General features: G+C 40.5%; 16 protein-coding genes. 8 read left to right on the plus strand and 8 right to left on the minus strand.

All coding sequences use genetic code 11. The annotated features are described in order from the left end of the window. The first annotated feature begins 12 nt into the window (after nt 1–12). Genes ribD through ASF86_RS18050 form a run of 3 tightly spaced genes read left to right on the plus strand, consistent with a single transcriptional unit; the run spans nt 13 to nt 3090 of the window. A complete protein-coding gene (gene ribD / locus ASF86_RS18040; RefSeq protein ID WP_056484261.1) occupies nt 13–1098 on the plus strand; it encodes a bifunctional diaminohydroxyphosphoribosylaminopyrimidine deaminase/5-amino-6-(5-phosphoribosylamino)uracil reductase RibD in 1086 nt (361 codons plus the stop codon). Beyond that, nucleotides 1095–2387 (plus strand): DNA adenine methylase, encoded by a 1293-nt coding sequence (locus ASF86_RS18045; protein WP_003654420.1) that lies wholly within the window; start codon nt 1095–1097, stop codon nt 2385–2387. The genes ribD and ASF86_RS18045 overlap by 4 nt, the downstream gene beginning before the upstream one ends. A gap of 43 nt (nt 2388–2430) precedes the next feature. Next, nucleotides 2431–3090: a riboflavin synthase gene (locus ASF86_RS18050; RefSeq protein ID WP_005037345.1), complete on the plus strand. Its 660-nt coding sequence runs from the start codon at nt 2431–2433 to the stop codon at nt 3088–3090. Nucleotides 3091–3151: 61 nt separating this feature from the next. Here the strand turns inward: ASF86_RS18050 and ASF86_RS18055 are convergent, their stop codons facing one another. From ASF86_RS18055 to ASF86_RS18070, 4 genes are all read right to left on the minus strand, one after another. Then, a complete protein-coding gene (locus tag ASF86_RS18055) occupies nt 3152–3370 on the minus strand; it encodes a hypothetical protein (protein WP_003654423.1) in 219 nt (72 codons plus the stop codon). Nucleotides 3371–3501: 131 nt separating this feature from the next. After that, on the minus strand, nt 3502–4140 hold the full coding sequence (locus ASF86_RS18060; protein WP_081407772.1) for a hypothetical protein: 639 nt from the start codon (nt 4138–4140) through the stop codon (nt 3502–3504). A 37-nt stretch (nt 4141–4177) separates the two neighbouring features. After that, nucleotides 4178–4585 (minus strand): DNA polymerase III subunit chi, encoded by a 408-nt coding sequence (locus tag ASF86_RS18065; RefSeq protein WP_049838286.1) that lies wholly within the window; start codon nt 4583–4585, stop codon nt 4178–4180. Next, a complete protein-coding gene (locus tag ASF86_RS18070; RefSeq protein WP_056484264.1) occupies nt 4578–6026 on the minus strand; it encodes a leucyl aminopeptidase in 1449 nt (482 codons plus the stop codon). Before ASF86_RS18070 ends, ASF86_RS18065 begins: the two co-directional genes overlap by 8 nt. A 143-nt stretch (nt 6027–6169) precedes the next feature. On the opposite strand from ASF86_RS18070, the gene lptF reads away from it, so the two are divergent. The 4 genes from lptF to ASF86_RS18090 all read left to right on the plus strand — a co-directional run bounded on the left by lptF (nt 6170) and on the right by ASF86_RS18090 (nt 11214). Beyond that, nucleotides 6170–7270 carry an LPS export ABC transporter permease LptF gene (gene lptF, locus ASF86_RS18075; RefSeq protein ID WP_056484267.1) on the plus strand — a complete coding sequence of 367 codons (1101 nt, stop codon included), beginning with the start codon at nt 6170–6172 and terminating at the stop codon, nt 7268–7270. Further along, nucleotides 7270–8340, plus strand: coding sequence for an LPS export ABC transporter permease LptG (gene lptG, locus ASF86_RS18080; RefSeq protein WP_056484270.1), 1071 nt, complete (start codon nt 7270–7272; stop codon nt 8338–8340). Before lptF ends, lptG begins: the two co-directional genes overlap by 1 nt. 126 nt (nt 8341–8466) lie before the next feature. Further along, complete coding sequence (gene gpmI / locus ASF86_RS18085) at nt 8467–10014, plus strand: 2,3-bisphosphoglycerate-independent phosphoglycerate mutase (protein ID WP_045126193.1); 1548 nt, start codon at nt 8467–8469, stop codon at nt 10012–10014. 15 nt (nt 10015–10029) lie between these two features. Then, a complete protein-coding gene (locus ASF86_RS18090) occupies nt 10030–11214 on the plus strand; it encodes a S41 family peptidase (protein ID WP_056484272.1) in 1185 nt (394 codons plus the stop codon). Nucleotides 11215–11218: 4 nt separating this feature from the next. On the opposite strand, the gene ASF86_RS18095 is transcribed toward ASF86_RS18090, so the two are convergent. Genes ASF86_RS18095 through ASF86_RS18105 form a run of 3 tightly spaced genes read right to left on the minus strand, consistent with a single transcriptional unit; the run spans nt 11219 to nt 14876 of the window. Further along, the gene (locus tag ASF86_RS18095) at nt 11219–12637 is read right to left on the minus strand and encodes a sigma-54-dependent transcriptional regulator (RefSeq protein ID WP_056484275.1); all 1419 of its coding nucleotides are present in this window, start codon (nt 12635–12637) and stop codon (nt 11219–11221) included. Between the two features lie 24 nt (nt 12638–12661). Continuing rightward, nucleotides 12662–14230 (minus strand): sensor histidine kinase, encoded by a 1569-nt coding sequence (locus ASF86_RS18100; RefSeq protein ID WP_056484279.1) that lies wholly within the window; start codon nt 14228–14230, stop codon nt 12662–12664. A 10-nt stretch (nt 14231–14240) separates the two neighbouring features. Continuing rightward, nucleotides 14241–14876 carry a response regulator gene (locus ASF86_RS18105; protein ID WP_003654436.1) on the minus strand — a complete coding sequence of 212 codons (636 nt, stop codon included), beginning with the start codon at nt 14874–14876 and terminating at the stop codon, nt 14241–14243. A gap of 212 nt (nt 14877–15088) precedes the next feature. Here ASF86_RS18105 and pbpG point away from each other — a divergent pair, with 212 nt between their 5' ends. Then, nucleotides 15089–16135 carry a D-alanyl-D-alanine endopeptidase PBP7/8 gene (gene pbpG / locus ASF86_RS18110; protein WP_003654437.1) on the plus strand — a complete coding sequence of 349 codons (1047 nt, stop codon included), beginning with the start codon at nt 15089–15091 and terminating at the stop codon, nt 16133–16135. A 108-nt stretch (nt 16136–16243) separates the two neighbouring features. On the opposite strand, the gene thrC is transcribed toward pbpG, so the two are convergent. After that, a complete protein-coding gene (gene thrC / locus ASF86_RS18115) occupies nt 16244–17383 on the minus strand; it encodes a threonine synthase (protein WP_003654438.1) in 1140 nt (379 codons plus the stop codon). Between the last annotated feature and the right edge of the window lie 5 nt (nt 17384–17388).

Consider the following 17388-nt stretch of genomic DNA (forward strand, 5'->3'; position numbering starts at 1 on the left):
TTTGAGATTTTTATGTCTGAGTTGAAAAAAGATCAATATTGGATGCAGCAAGCTATTGAACTTGCCAAACGAGGTCTATATTCGACTAAGCCTAATCCAAATGTTGGTTGTGTCATTGTCAAAGATGATCAGTTAATCGGTGAGGGCTTTCATCCTAAAGCAGGTCAACCACACGCAGAGGTTTTTGCCTTACGTCAGGCAGCTGAGCAGGCTCAAGGTGCAACAGCGTATGTGACGCTTGAGCCATGTGCACATTATGGGAGAACTCCTCCTTGTGCCGAAGCACTGGTTAAGGCACAGGTTAAAAAGGTGGTTGTGGCATGTCCTGATCCAAACCCACTCGTTGCGGGTAAGGGTGTTCAGATTTTGAAAAATGCCGGAATTGAAGTAGAAGTTGGCATTTGTGAGGATTTGGCAGAAAAATTAAACCAAGGTTTCTTAAAGGCGATGTCTACGGGCATGCCCTATGTACGCTTAAAAGTAGCTTCAAGCATAGATGGCCGTACTGCAATGGCATCGGGTGAATCGAAGTGGATTACTGGTGCAGTTGCGCGTCAAGATGTACAGCATTGGCGTGCCATTTCAGGAGCAGTGATTACAGGGATTGATACTGTGATTGCAGATGACTGTCAGCTTAATGTACGAACTCTGGGCAGTGTTGATATTGAGACAATTACACAGCCAAAACGGATTATTTTAGACCGCCAAGGTCGTCTGCCGCTTGCTGCTAAAATTTTAGAAAATCCTGAAACTGTGATGGTGATGGGGCCATATCGTCAAGAACTTGCTGATTTAGGCGTGATACAATTAGAAATTCAGCCTTTAAAAGTGCTGTTACAGACCCTATCTAAGCAATATCAAATTTATGATGTATTGGTAGAAGCTGGTGCAACATTATCTACTGCCTTTTTACAAGAAGGTTTGGTAGATGAGTTAATCAGTTATATTGCCCCGACATTATTGGGGAAAAGTGCAAGAGCCATGTTCAATGCAGAGTTTGAATATATGGCACAACAACTTCGTTTTACACTTCTTGATGTGACACAACTTGATCAAGATATACGCTTAAGGTTAATCCCTACGCAAGAGAAAGTATGAATCCAGAGCCTTCGGTTTATCACAAACGTCGTCATGCAGCCCGTACGACAGACGAATATCTTTTCCATCAGCTTGTTCCTTACTTGGGTAATAAGCGCCGATTGCTCCATCTAATTTTAGAAGCCCTTGAAATTACAGGGACACTGAATAGTAAGAAAAAGAATCCTCCGATTTTTGCCGATTTCTTTGCCGGCAGTGGCGTAGTATCTCGTTTGGCGCGTCAAAATGGTTACCGAGTGATTGCGAATGACTGGGAACCTTATAGCCATGCGTTAAATCATGCGATTTTAGCTTGCATCGATGCACCTGCTTTTAAAGAGCTAGGCGGGTATCAGAAGGCAATCGATTATTTAAATCGCTTACCTGAAGTTAAAGGTTGGGTAACGCATAATCTTTGCCCACGTAATGATGATATTTATGATCCAGCTCGTGACCGTTTGTTCTTTAAACGCCGTAATGGTATGCGTATTGATGCGATTCGCCAGCAGATTGCAACATGGCAATCTCAAGGTGCAATTAATGATGTAGAGATGAGTGCTTTGCTCGCGCCTTTGCTCTATTCAGCCAGTTTTGTCAGTAACACCAGTGGTGTATTTAAAAGCTTCCACCAAGGGTGGGGCGGACGTACACAAACTGCGTTAGAACGAATTGAGTCATTACTTTGGTTAACACCAAGTCGTTTTTGCGAGATTGGTGACCGTAAACGTCCGGCTGCTGAAATGTGGTGTGTAGATTCACAGCATCTAGCAAATCAAATGAGTGGTTTTGAAGTAGATGTTGCCTATCTCGATCCACCGTATAACCAGCATGCATATAGTAGTAATTACCATGTTTTGAATGCATTAACTTTATGGGATCAGGTCGATTTACCTTCGCCAGATACCAAAGGTTATAAGAGCGGAATTGATAGAGCTTGGCGTAAAGAACGTCCAAGCCCATATAACTCTTCTAAATATGCGAAAGATGCGTATGAAAAACTACTTTCAACCATCAATGCCCGCTATATTCTGACCAGTTATTCAACTGATGGTAATATCGAGCCGAAAGATTTGCTGATGGCTAATCTGGAGCGGGGCAAAGTGACCTTGTTAACACAAGATGTTCCGCGCTATCGCGTAAGTAAACAGCGACAGTCTGAACGTGCACGCGTGCTTGAGTTTATTGTGATTACTGATACTCATGCCAAGTCAGGACCACCATTACGTCAGTTATTAGGCCAGCTTTACCACTTCGCCGAGCTAGGTGGTGTAGATACTTCAGGTAATAGCACACAGCTGGCACTTTGGTAAGCGCTGCAATTTAAGCAGTGTAAAAAGATTTGGAGATTGAGCCATGTTTACAGGCATTATTGAAAGTTTAGGAAAAGTTGAAAGCCTGCAAAGCGTAGGTGGTGATGTGCGTTTACGTATTCAGACTGATCTGGATATGTCAGATGTACATTTGGGTGACTCAATTGCGACCAATGGAATTTGCCTCACAGTGATTGAATGGGGTGATAATTGGTATGCAGCTGATGTTTCTCGAGAGAGTTTGAACCGAACGACTTTGGGTCACTGGAAAGTTGGGCAACGTGTCAATGTTGAAAAAGCAATGTTGCCGACAACACGCTTTGGTGGACACATTGTGAGTGGTCACGTTGATGGCGTGGGCGAAATTACCGTAGTACGTGAAGATGCTCGCTCAATCTATTATGAAGTGACGGCACCCGCAGAACTTGCTAAATATTTAGCAGAAAAAGGTTCTGTCACCGTAGATGGGATTAGTTTAACGATTAACCATTTACGTGGAAATATTTTAAGCTTGAACTTAATTCCGCATACAGCAGAACGTACTAACATTGGAACGTGGCAAGTAGGCAGTAAAGTAAACCTCGAAGTCGATGTTTTAGCGCGTTATATCGAGCGTTTATTACTAGGTGATAAGGCTGCTGAACAAAAAACAGAGTCAAATATTAGTATGGCTTTTTTAGCTGAGAATGGCTTTTTAAAATAAAAAGCTAGATCGTTCAAATAAAAAACCGGACACATGTTCCGGTTTTTTTATTTTGAAAAACTTAATGCTTGGTTAGAGTAACCGAGTGTGTACCGACCCATGGCTTGTTATGCTGAGTACGAGTAATTGTAAAATCACGGGTTTCAGACTCACGTGTAAGTAAGATAGATAAAGAGTTAAAGTCGTTATGACTCATATAAAATTCTTGTGCTGAAAACGTCCATTGCTCACCCTGATTTAGCTGTTCAACTTGCTTTGAAATCTGATGCAGAATGTCCATCTCTTATCCTCATTAATTATCTTGAATAGCTACTTTTCATTCTTATAATTAATTGATCTATAAGAATAATCTATATGTCTATTCTGTGACATATACGTGTCACTTTTATGACAAAAGAAATATTTAAAGGTTTACTTTTCTATTTTTTCATCAGAAAACTTAGAATTCTTTAAAATGTATTCAATTTCTTCTTGAGCTGCCGAATGTAGCTTAGCTCGAAAAGCCGTTACAGACTGTTCAATTAAGCTTTCAGCTTCAAGTTCTAAACGAATGCGTAAACTTTCAAGCTCAGATAAGATTTGATCATCGGTAATGCTAAGTTTTACGCCAGCAGAGTAATTGACTGCCGGTGTTTCAGGGTTTTTCTGATAACGTGCAGTTTGCTCTGCAACCTCTTGTTCTAAATGACTACGTAAGGTGTGTAACGTTTCAGTCTGTTCATTAAACTTACGAATTTCATCTGCTTGCAACTCCGCAGCATAAGCAGCTTCTGATGCACGTTTGTCAGCAAGCGATTTTTCTAAAGCAAGTTGACGACGAATACGTGCTTGCTCAATGAGCTCTGCTTTGAGGTCTGCGTAGGCCTGTTCAATTTTTTGCTGTGATTCTAACTGCGCTTTTTCGTCGTTTAAAACCCAAAGCTGAATAGGCGTTTGAGGCTCTAGTAAGTCACAAATACGTGCCAGATCCTGTTGATAGGTATGACGGACAGCTTCAGGCGCATTTAACCATCTTTTTTTAAAATCTTGCCCGACATTTAATGCCACCATGTTTCTCCTTGATCAACAGTATTTACATTTTAGCGCGTTATAATTTAAAGGTCCGCGGTTCTATACCCAAACGGCGATACATTTTAAATTTTTCTCGACCAATTTGCTTGGCTGTTTCATTATTTTCAACAATTTCTATAATGTGGCTAAAATGATCAACTTGTTCAAGTGCATGATTGTTAAAATTAAATACTAACAAGCCTTGTTCAAGTGGTTGTTTAGCCGAAATACATACAGCAGCATCAGTCTGGTCAACACCATGCCCAATGAAACTGACTGGGTCAAATTCCCATAATCTTTCATCAAGCATCTGTTGTAGCTGCACATCTGGGCAATACCACCAGATTTTAGGATGCTTCTGTAAAATTTTTCGACATAAACGGCAAGCACTATCGACTTGCCGTTCTTCACTGGTTTCAAACAGATAAAAGCTAACTTTAGCCATTCGTATTTACACGATTTGCTAAAAATTGCATGAGTAATGGTACTGGGCGACCTGTTGCACCTTTAGCTGGACCAGATAACCATGCTGTTCCTGCTACATCTAAATGAGCCCAACGATACTCACGTGTAAATCGCTCAAGGAAACATGCAGCTGTAATCGCGCCGCCGTATGGACCACCGATGTTCGCAATATCTGCAAATGGTGAATCAAGCAACTCTTGATAATCATCAATGACTGGCATACGCCATACACGGTCAAACGATTGTTCGCCAGCTTGTTGGAGTTCTGCTGCCAAAGCATCATCTGGTGAGAACAACCCACTGAGTACTTTGCCTAAAGCGACTACACACGCACCTGTTAAGGTCGCAATATCAACCACTACTGCTGGATTGAAGCGTTTGATATAGGTCAAAGTGTCACACAGCACCAAACGGCCTTCAGCATCTGTATTTAAAATTTCAACAGTTTGACCGCTCATGGTGGTCACAATGTCGCCCGGACGGGTTGCTTTGCCAGAAGGCATATTTTCTGCTGCTGCAATTGCACCTACCACATGAATAGGAAGTTTCGCTTCGCATAGTGCCCGAATGGTACCCAGTACAGAGGCTGCACCACACATATCGAATTTCATTTCATCCATGCCAAGGCCTGGTTTTAAAGAAATACCACCTGTATCAAAAGTTACGCCTTTACCTACAAGAACTACCGGAGCTTGATCAATCTGTGCTTGATATTCGAGAGTTACAATACGGCCCGGACGTTCAGATCCTTTACTCACTGCAAGAAAAGCATACATGCCTAAATCAGCCATTTGTTGCTCATTTAAAACAGTGACTTTAAGTAAGTCTGGGAATTCTGCTGCTAAAGCTAGAGCTTGTTCTGCCAAATATTCTGGGAAACAAATATTACCCGGACGGTTGCCAAGGTCGCGTGCATAAGACTGACCAGACTGTACCGCATGTACTAAAGCCAGTTGTTTTTCATCTAGGCTAGTCGTTGAACTAATTAAATCAACCTGTTGTAACACAAATTCATTTTTTTTCGATTTAAACTCATCATAACCATAAGCTGCTTGAGTTAAGCTTAAAGCAAATAAATAATGGTGCTCGACAGGTAACGCAGCAATATCAATTGCGATATGCTTAAATTTATTTTGTGTCGATTTGATAATCGTTTGGGCAAGTTTAGCTAACTTAACTGTCTGAAGTTCAGCTGTTTTTCCTAAGCCAAGTAATTGGCTGTGAGGCTGATTTGAAATCTGACCAAACAGTGGCAGAGTTTCATTGAAGTTGCCTTTGAATTGAGTAGCGCTAAGAATGCTTTCTAGGTTATTGATTTGATATGTGTTGACGTTGCTTTGTAGCTGTTCTGAATCAACTAAAATCCACAAAGATTCATTAGATGTTTGTTCGGGAAAAGTTGTATAAGTTGTAAATTTCATGGCTGCCGTGATTGCCTATAGAAAGTTATGATGAATTAAAACATTGAAACACTTTCAAGCATAGCGTTGCAATGTGCGGTTTTATATTTTTAACATTCGGGTAAACTAGCATTCGTCCCGATTAGCCTTTTGGAAGTATTACTTTGATTATTCGGCGTTATCTCGTCAAGCAAGTTGTCTCTACCTCATTGGTGGTCATTTCCTTATTGACCTTAATCATGATGGGTGGTCGTCTGATCAAATACTTTGGTGTGGCGGCGCAGGGGCGTTTAGATGCCAGTATCTTGTTTAGCATCATTGGATATCGTTTACCTGAATTTCTAACACTCATTTTACCACTGGGTTTTTTTATTGGTTTAATGTTGGTGTTTGGTCGTTTATATGTTGACCATGAAATGGCTGTATTGAATGGTAGTGGTGTGAGTCGCCATCAATTAGCGCGATTACTCATTCCAATGACGCTTGTTTATATGGTTTGTCAGTCTGTGCTTATGCTCTGGATGACACCGTGGGGACTACGTGAGTTTGAAAAGCTGACAACCACCCAAGCGGTTCGGACAGGCTTTGATTTGGTTCGCCCAAGAGAATTTATTTCTTCTGGACCCTATACGATTTATGCAGGTTCCTTGTCAGAAGATCGAAAAAATCTAAAAGACATTTTCTTTTATCAACGTGCGACCAAAGAAGATAAGCCAGATGTCATGATCTTGGCAAAAGAAGCGACTCGTGTAGAAGTTGCAAATGACACAGCCAATGTCGTTGATCTGGTGCAAGGCCGCCGTTATGAAATATTCCCGGGACACCCAAAATATACACAAGCAGAGTTTCAGTCTTATCGTCTACGTTTAGAAAATGACAAAGATGTTAAGTTTGAAAGTGGTGATGTAGAAGCTTTATCAACAACCAAACTTTTTTCAAAAACAAATGATCCAGTGGTAAGAAGTGAGTTGGGATGGCGTTTGTTTGGACCATTCACCATTATTATTGCTTTAATGCTTTCTGTGGCATTGTCTGAGGTGAGTCCAAGACAAGGTCGTTATTACCGTCTTATTCCGGCGATTTTTATTTTTTCCAGTCTGATCGTATTAATGATTGCAATCAAGACTCGTATTAGTAAAGAAGAACTCGATATTTGGGCTTATCCTGCCGTGTTGGTTGTTTATGGCGTTGCAGCTGCCTTATTTTCACGTAAGCAGAAGTTAGGACCAAAAATCAAGAAACAGATCAAGCGAGTGAAATTATAATGTTAGCACGTCGAATAGTCGCCAAATATGTGACGAAAACCACTGCGCTTGCAATGTTTGGCACCACAGTTGTTTTGTCCATTCTTCAGGTCTTATTTACATATCTTGGCGAGTTAGGTGAGCTCAAACCAGACTATAACGCATGGCAAGCTCTCATCTATGTGTTATGGGGAGCGCCTCGTTATCTATATGAAATTTTGCCTATTTCTGCCTTGATTGGTGCTGTGATTGGTTTAGGCTCGTTGGCGACGAGTAGTGAACTTATTGTCATGCGCTCTGCCGGTATTAGCTTGTGGCGTATTGTTGGTTGGGTGATGCGCTCAGCTTTACTACTTATTATTTTGTCGTTTGCCTTAAGTGAGTGGGTTATCCCTTATACGAATGAAAAAGCACAAAGTGTTAAAAGCCACCGTTCTGTAGCTGCTTTAGGCGAAGTCAAAGGTTATTGGTCACGTGAAGGACAGCGATTTATCTATATCGACTATGCTAACTCTCAAGGCAATTTAAAAGATATTCAAGTGGTCGATTTTGACCAGAACTATTACTTGCAATCATTGATTAATGCTCAGCAAGGACAGTTTGTAAAAAATGGTCAATGGGCTTTGAAGAAAGCAGAACAAATGGATATTTTGGCGGCAGGAAATGCCATCAAAACTGACCATGATGAACAATCGCTTGCTTTAGCATTACAGCCTAAATATGTGCATATGGTGACTTTAGATCCTGAAGATTTATCGCCAAGCCAACTTATTAGCTTCATGCGTTATATGGATGAATATAGTCAGATACCAAAGACTTACCAATTGGCTTTCTGGCAAAAAGTTGCTTCGCCATTTTCGTTGATCGCTCTGGTTCTAGTGGCGTGTTCATTTATTTTTGGACCATTACGCCAACAATCGATGGGTTTCCGTTTGGTGATCGCATTGTTTATTGGCTTGAGTTTCTATTATTTGCAGGATTTCTTGGGCTATGCCAGCTTGGTTTACTCCCCATCTCCAGCTTGGTTTGTACTTGTACCTATCTTGTTAATGTTTGGTGCCGGAAGTTATTTGCTTTACCGCGCTCGCTAGTAATAATTGAAATTTATGGTTTTCATCAATCGTAGATATTGGTGAAAGCCATAGGAAAAAATAGAGTCTTGACCGAAAATTCGGTAAGATATTGTGACGAAATTGTAGACAAAAGAGAAATAGATTATGACGGATGCAACTGCTGGCAAGATCCCTCACGTTCTGGTCATTATGGATGGTGTTGGTCACCGTGAAGCGATTGAAGATAATGCTTTTCTTGCAGCAAAAACACCGAATTTGGCGGCAATGACAGCAAAGCATCCAAATAGTCTAATTTCTGGTTCTGGCGAAGATGTTGGTTTACCTGATGGACAAATGGGTAACTCTGAAGTCGGCCATATGAATCTTGGTGCTGGTCGTGTTTTGTATCAAGACTTTACCCGTATTACTAAAGATATTCGTACTGGTGATTTTTTTAAACATGAAGTGTTGATTGACGCCGTTGAAAAAGCCAAAGCTGCTGGTGGTGCTGTTCATATTATGGGGTTGCTCTCAGACGGTGGCGTTCATTCACATGAAGACCATATTGTGGCGATGTGTGAGCTTGCATTAAAACGCGGTGCAAAAGTTTATTTACATGCTTTCCTTGATGGCCGTGATACACCGCCACGTAGTGCTCAGCCGTCTTTAGAAAAATTAGATGCATTATTCGCTCAATACCAAGGTCAAGGCCGTATCGCAACTATGATTGGCCGCTACTTTGCAATGGACCGCGATAACCGTTGGGATCGTGTTGAGCAAGCTTATCGCTTGTTGACCGAAGGCGAGGCACTTCGTACTGCACAAACAGCAGTGGAAGGGTTAGAGTTAGCTTATGCAGCCAATGAAAACGATGAGTTTGTAAAAGCGACTCGTATTGGTGATGTTGCTAAAGTACAAGACGGCGATAGCGTTGTATTTATGAATTTCCGTGCTGACCGAGCTCGTGAAATTACTCGTGCATTTGTAGAAAAAGACTTTGCAGGTTTTGAGCGTAAAGTTGTACCAAACCTTTCTAAATTTGTCATGCTAACCCGTTATCAAGCTAGCATTGATGCGCCAGTTGCATACATGCCAGAAGCATTAAAAAATTCATTGGGTGAATATTTATCTTCTCTTGGAAAGACTCAGTTACGTATTGCCGAAACTGAAAAATATGCTCATGTAACGTTCTTCTTTAGTGGCGGGCGTGAAGATGAATATCCGGGCGAAAAGCGTATTTTGATTCCATCTCCAAACGTTGCAACGTATGACCTTAAGCCTGAAATGAGTGCTTATGAAGTAACTGATGAATTGGTTAAAGCCATTAATTCTGGCGAATACGATTTATTGGTTGTGAACTATGCCAATGGTGATATGGTAGGTCATACAGGTATTTTTGATGCTGCAGTTAAAGCAGTTGAAGCAGTCGATCTTTGTCTTGGGCGTGTCTATGAAGCGGTAATGGCAAAGAAAGGCCATATGCTGATTACTGCCGACCATGGTAACGTGGAACAAATGCAAGACTACGAAAGCGGTCAAGTTCATACTCAACATACAACGGAACTTGTACCGTTTATCTATGTTGGCCCAACACAAGCAACAATTGCAGAAGGTGGTGTGCTTGCCGATGTAGCACCTACGATTCTCAATTTAATGCAGATTCCTGTTCCTGCTGAAATGCAAGGACGTAATCTGATTACATTATCTGCATAAGCCAAAGGTGATTGGATGCTGCAACACATTAAATATAAAAAACTTATTGTAAGTATATTGCTGTGTTGCAGCCAATTTGCTTTTGCAGCGCCAGTTGTAAAAGAGAAATTGTCACCTCTGCATTCGGATTCGGAAGAACCGGAACATAGTTATGCAGAGGTACCAATCGAGTCGATTCAACAGTTTGTGCAAATCTATGGAATCGTTCGAGATAACTACGTTGATGTGAAGTCTGACGATGCCTTGTTTCAACAAGCCATAAAAGGGTTAGTGAGCGGGTTAGATCGTTATTCGCGTTATTTATCGGCAGAAGAATATCGCCAACTGATTCAATACACAGAGGGTGATCTTGCATCAGTTGATTTTGCATTAACCCCTGAATTGCATGTCCATAAATGGATGATTCGTGATCTTAAAACTGGCTCGGACTCATACAAATTAGGTTTGAGAAATGGTCAAGCGATTCTCAAGATTGACAATCAAGACTTAAAAAATTTAAACCAAGATCAGGTGCTTGGGCTGCTTTATGGCTCTATCGGAAGTACGCTTCAAGTACAAGCAGAAGATTTAAATGGAAACCTCAACTTAGTTCGTAATAAAAAAATAGAAACCGATATAGAACCTGTAATGCTACATAATCAGGTTTTAGTGTTAAAAATTAGAGTATTCCAGCAAGACACGGCAAATGAAATTAAACGGTTAATTGAAGAAAATAGTTCACCACGTTTAAAAGCTGTTTTAATCGATTTACGAAATAATCCGGGTGGATTGTTATCAGCAGCAGTCGAGTCAGCAGATTTATTTTTAAATAACGGGATTATTGTTTCAACTAAAAGCCGCTCGGAAGGTAACCAGCAATTTCAGGCTTTGCCCGGCAATGAATTTCAGAATATAAAATTAGGTATATTAATTAATCATCGTTCTGCATCGGCAGCCGAAGTTTTTACTGCGGCCATGAAAGAACACCAGCGTGCTTGGGTAATCGGTGAAAAAAGTTATGGGAAAGGCGTAGTGCAGAAACTATTTCCTTTGCCAAGTGGTGCGGCACTACAAATGACAGTCTCACACTATTACACGCCAAATGGCAATATGATTGAAGGGCAAGGTATTCAGCCTAACCAGACCTATCCTTTGCCCCCAGAAATGAAAGAAGACGTATATTTAGATCGTGTTGCAGACTTATTTCTAAAGAAAAAATAGTCTTTTATACTTCCTCTCCTAATTCAGTATCTAAGCCAAACTTTTTCAATCGATAGCGTAAAGAACGGAAGGTCATTCCTAACTTCTTAGCTGCTAAGGTCCTGTTCCAATGTGTCATGTCCAACGCGTTCAGTAGAATATCTTTTTCAATATTTTCTAAGTAGCGTTCTAAGCCTTCCATTGGTAATTTTGGTCGAGTCTGAGCAATCGCAGTTGATGTGTCATTCACTGGTTTAGTTGTGATTTGCGAGTTAACGCTACTGCCTCTGAGAGGAGGTGCTAAGTGTGTTAAATCAATACATTCATCATCACTTAAGGTAATAGCTCGTTCAATCATATTTCTTAATTCACGAACATTACCTGGAAAATCTTGCTGCAATAAATAAGTTTCAGCAGTAGTAGTTAATTGTTTGCTTGAAATTCCCCATTCCATACAAACCTTTTGAATAAAATGATTGGCTAATAACAAAATATCTCCACCGCGCTCACGCAGTGGCGGCAACATGATATCCATAACATGAATACGGAAAAATAAGTCCTGACGGAATTTGCCTTGTCGGACTAATAACTCTAAATCTTGGTGGCTGGCGCTAATCACCCGAAAATCAACATCGATTTCCTGATCGGAACCTACTGGGCGAATTTTTTTCTCTTGTACTGCCCGAAGTAATTTGACTTGCATACTTAAAGGCAATTCAGCAATTTCATCTAAAAATAAGCTGCCGCCATGAGCGGATAAAATAAGGCCTTGTTTGTCTTGGGTAGCTCCAGTAAAACTGCCTTTTTTATGTCCAAAAAGTTCACTTTCCATGAGCTCAGTTGGAATTGCTCCACAGTTAATCGCGATAAACGGACCTTCGCTGCGATTACTCAAGCGGTGAATAAGATTAGCAACAACCTCTTTACCTGTACCAGACTCGCCTGTAACAAACACTGGAGCTTGAGAGCGGGCTATTTTTTTAATAGCTGTTCGTAAGTTTTGTATTGGAGGAGAACGACCAATTAATAGGTCATTTTCCAACGTTGTTTCACCGAACTCATGCTCTGGTTTTGGCTGATTTAGCGCTTTTTTTAATAACTGATCTAAATGAATTTGGTTAATAGGTTTACTTACAAAATCAAAAGCTCCCGCTTTTAATGCTGCAATTGCAATATCCATATTGCCGTACGCAGTTAGAACTGCAATTGGTGTGTGAGAATAAGTTTGGGAAACATGTTTAACTAATTCTAAACCGCTACCGTCGGGTAGGTTTAAATCGGTTAAGCATGCATCGTAATGAAACTGAGTAAAGAGTTGTTTGGCCTGTTCAACCCGATAAGCAAGATGTGTTTTAATCCCCATTCGCGCAAGAGTCATTTGCATTAAAAGGCACAAATCTTCTTCATCGTCTACAAGCAAAACTAGTGGTTGCTGTTCTGCCATTTCCCCAAAAACCTAATAAAAAAATCAATATATTATTGGGCATGCCATTCGGAAGCATGCCCCTTGTTTTTGCTCTACATACGTGAGCTTTGCATGGTTTGCCTCACAAAAACTATGAGACAAATATAATCCTAAACCAGTTCCATTAATTTCGGTACTAAAAAATGGTTTAAATAATTGAGATATATCACGTTTTGAAACACCTTCGCCGTAATCGATCACATCAATATAAATTTTATTTGTTTGTGAGTGAATGTTGATCAGAACATGGGGTGAATCGGGGGCATTATGTCGTAAAGCATTCCTGACAAGGTTAATCAGCACTTGTCTTAGTTGTTTCTCGTCAAATAATAATTTTAAGGATGAATCAGAGATTTTAAGCTGTATAGAATGTTTAACATCCGATAGATCTTCGTCTAATAACGTCTTTATGAAGTCGTTTAATTCAATCTGGATTGGATGAGTTCTTTCGCTGCTGGCAAGTCCTAAGGTGTCTTGAACAATACTATCGATGCGTTTTGTTTGCTTGCCAATCATACGGCGTAAAGTGTTTTGCTGCTCTAAATCACTATCTTTAAGTAATTCATTTGCTTGAACAATTGCTGCCAGAGGATTACGGATTTCATGTGCGATACTGGCTGAAAGTTGCCCTAAAGCAGCAAGTTTGAGTTGTTGAGCTTGCTGATTAATGTGTTGCGCATCTTGTAAAATGAGCAGCGTCAATGCTTGTTGCGGCACCACAAGATGCTGCACTTTAATGTTAATAGAGTAAGCCGACAGCCGAGACTCAAAAATAAATCGATCACCTTCTTGTAGGTTATCAAACTTAAGAATTTCAAATAAATCGGGGTGCCATTTAGCTAAAGGATATTTTTCACTGGCAAATTGTGGCGGAATGCCTAATAGAGAGCAGGCAGCCGGATTACTTACAACAATGTCATAGTGTTCATCTAGAACAAGATAGCCTTCTTCAATTTGTTCCAGAATATAACGGTTAATATTTTGTAGTTGATAGAGTTCTATTGATTGGTGGAAAGTTAGCGCCTCAAGTAATTTAAAGCGCTGAACAGCAATTTGCCCGATGCCGTGCACCACAAAAAATAAGAAGGCTAATAAAGCACTATTACCAATCGTATTTAGATTATTGTAGTCAAATAAACTACCGACAAAGCGTTGGTAAATAACGGCAATGACCGCAAGTAATGTAATGAGTAAAGACATTCTTGCGCTGAGTAAAATTGCCGAGGTGAATATAGCAATAACATACAGCAAGCTGAGTTGTAGATTTGGTTCACCTACAGAAAATGTAAGTAAACTCAGACAGATAACATCAACTACAAAAAATAAAATAAGCTGCTTTGTTGCCTGAGTTGCAATAAACTTAAAACACAAAAGCTGAAGAAGGCTTAATATGGAATAGCCAAGCAGTGTGTAAGAATATAAAGTGGGTTGTTGTAGACTATTGTCGATTTGAGCATCGGTTAAAACCAAAATAATATTGAGGCTAACCGCAATAATAAGACGATATAAACCATACCACGTGCCCAAACGAAAAATCGTATTGGACAACGATGAGTTTAAGGGAAATTGCATATAAGTTTGATTACGGCTTGATCAGACCATAACGGATCGCAAGATGAGTTAGTTTAACGTCACTATCGATGGCGAGTTTTTCAAAAATACGGTAGCGGTAAGTATTTACTGTTTTGACACTTACAAAAAGTTTGTCCGCAATTTCTTGAGCGCTAATACAATTTACAACCATCATTGCAACTTGCATTTCTCGTTCAGATAGAGCGTCAAAAGGTGATTGTTGTGTGTCTGATAGATAGGAGCTCGCCAACTGCTCAGCAATATCTGCACTGAAGTATTTACCACCTTGCATGACTTTGTTGATTGCTCGAACCATTTCTGTAATTGGAGCACCTTTCGTGATGTAGCCTTTAGCTCCTGCTTTAAGCAAAAGAGAAGGGTAAGGTTCCTCTGATAAACCACTTACAGCAATAACTTTTGTATCTGGTGCGGTTTGTAATAAACGACGCGTTGTTTCTACGCCCCCGATGCCTGGCATGTTGACATCAAGTAGCACAACTTGAGGATGTTTCTGACGAACAATAGCAATTGCTTCTTCACCCGATTCGGCTTGTCCAATGACCTCTACATCGGCATGATCTTCTAACATACGGCAAATGCCTGTACGTACAAGTTCATGGTCATCCACAACTAAAACTGTAATCAAGAAGACCTCCTTTCTTTCAAAAAACAAGTTTTTTGTTACATAAAGCAAAATTAGCTTGCAATGGAATGACAAAATTAGCAATCCTATTCTTATATAGTGAGCGAATAGTTGTGCACAATTGTGTCGGTAAAAGCGTTATACCTTATACCTCAAATGTAAGGCATAATTATAGTAAGCGCAAATGTGTATCACCCTGAGTCGAGTATTGTGCCGTGAAAAATTCTAAAAAGTCTTTAATACATGTGCTAAGCATGTCTATTTTGCTTAGTTTGAGTTCAACAAGCTTTGCAGAACTCGTCAATAACCCGTCCTCAGGGAGTGGTGGGAGTGCAAGTTTAAATTGGTCTTCAGCTGACGCTAGTCAACTTTTGAATGATGAAGATGATGAGCCAACTATACAAGGGTCAACATCTGTAACTACAACTTTACGTGGTGGTAATGCACCCAAAGTTGTGGCATCTGCACCAAAATTTGCTCAAATCCGCGATACCTCTGGTTACAATGCTCAGCCGAGTGTAAGTGCTCGCGCAGCGTTAGTGATGGATGCGCAAACTGGTGAAGTACTGTTTAGTAAAAATACGAATGCTTCTGTGCCAATTGCATCTATTACCAAGTTAATGACAGCAGTGGTAACGGCAGATGCCCGTTTAAACATGTCAGAAGAAATTATGCTTGAGCAAATTGATTTTGCGGGAGCAAACGGTAAAAATTCAAGTTCAACACTCCGTGTTGGCGACAAGATGAACCGTGCAGAAGTGTTGTTGTTTGCTTTAATGAAGTCTGAAAATCCGGCAGCAGCGGCTTTAGCGCGTACTTATCCGGGTGGTCGTCCTGCATTCGTTGCTGCAATGAACTCTAAAGCACGTGCTTTAGGTATGAACGCAACTCATTATTATGAATCTACAGGATTAGATCCGCGTAATGTATCTTCTGCGCGTGACTTAGGGATTTTGGCGAGTACTGCTTCTCAGTATGGTTTGATTCGTCAATTTTCAACCACACCAACTTATGATTTTAACTTGGGTTATCGCGTGTTGAAATCTAACAATACTAATGCTCTAGTGCGTAATGGTGGTTGGAATATTAACTTGTCTAAAACGGGTTATATCAATGAAGCAGGTCGCTGTGTTGTCATGCATACGACTGTAAACTCACGTCCAGCAGTGATTGTATTGCTTGGTGAGCCAAGTTCACAAGCACGTAATAATGATGCAACTAACCTATTGAGTTGGTTAAGTAATTTACCAAAACGTATTTAATTTAATTATTCTAAAAACGCTTCTAGATAGAAGCGTTTTTTAATAGCTATAAAAAAAGACATAAAAAAACGGCTGTGTTGAACAACCGTTTTTATGAAAACTCAGATTTTACATGTTAGATAAAATCGAATCTTTTACTTGGCTCATTGTTGCATCAATTGACAACATGACTGCATCAGCACATTGTTTGATTGCAGTATCAGGGTCTTTCAAGCCATTACCAGTCACTGTACATACAATGACAGAACCTTCAGCAATTTTACCTGCTTTAATGTCACGAATCGCACCACCGATAGAAGCAGCAGATGCTGGCTCAACAAATACGCCTTCGTACATAGAAAGTAAGCGCTGAGCTTCTAAAATTTCGCTGTCTTGAAGTTCATCAAACCAGCCTTTAGAGTCACGTACTACCGCTTTAGCATGGTTCCAGCTTTGTGGATTACCAATACGAATTGCAGTGGCCACTGTTTCTGGATTTTCAACTGGAGCGCCACGTAAGAATGGAGCTGCGCCAGAAGCCTGATAACCTACCATTGTTGGTAAACCTTCAGGTTTTGGACCAGTAAACTGATCTGTGGCTGCGTCATAAATAACTTGTTCAAACTGATCAGCAGGCTGATTTGCTACTGCTTCAGTATAGCCCATCCAGTGAGCTGTGATGTTACCTGCGTTACCTACAGGTAAGCAGTGATAATCAGGTGCACGGCCTAAAGCTTCAACGATCTCATAAGCAATGGTTTTTTGGCCTTGCAAACGGTAAGGGTTGATTGAGTTTACAATCGTTACAGGCGCTTGATCAGCGACTTCTTTTACAAGACGCATACCATCATCGAAGTTACCACGGATTTGCATAGTGATCGCACCATACATCATCGCTTGCGCCATTTTACCCATCGCAATTTTGCCTTCTGGAATCAAAACAAACGCTTTGATACCTGCACGTGCAGCATAAGCAGCAGCAGCAGCAGAAGTGTTACCAGTAGATGCACAGATAATCGCTTTAGAGCCTTCTTCAACCGCTTTGGTTACAGCCATGGTCATACCACGGTCTTTAAATGAACCAGTTGGGTTTAAACCCTCATATTTCACATAAATTTCAACATCTTTGCCAATAATACGTGGAATATTCTCTAGTTTAATGAGTGGGGTGTTGCCTTCCCCCAAAGAGATAGCACGAGTAGTTGCCGAAACTGGCAAACGGTCACGATAACGATCTACAAGACCAGTATAACGATTGGCATTAGACATGATGG

Origin of the sequence: Acinetobacter sp. Leaf130, assembly GCF_001423205.1 — a bacterium.
GTDB classification, from domain to species: Bacteria; Pseudomonadota; Gammaproteobacteria; order Pseudomonadales; family Moraxellaceae; genus Acinetobacter; species Acinetobacter calcoaceticus.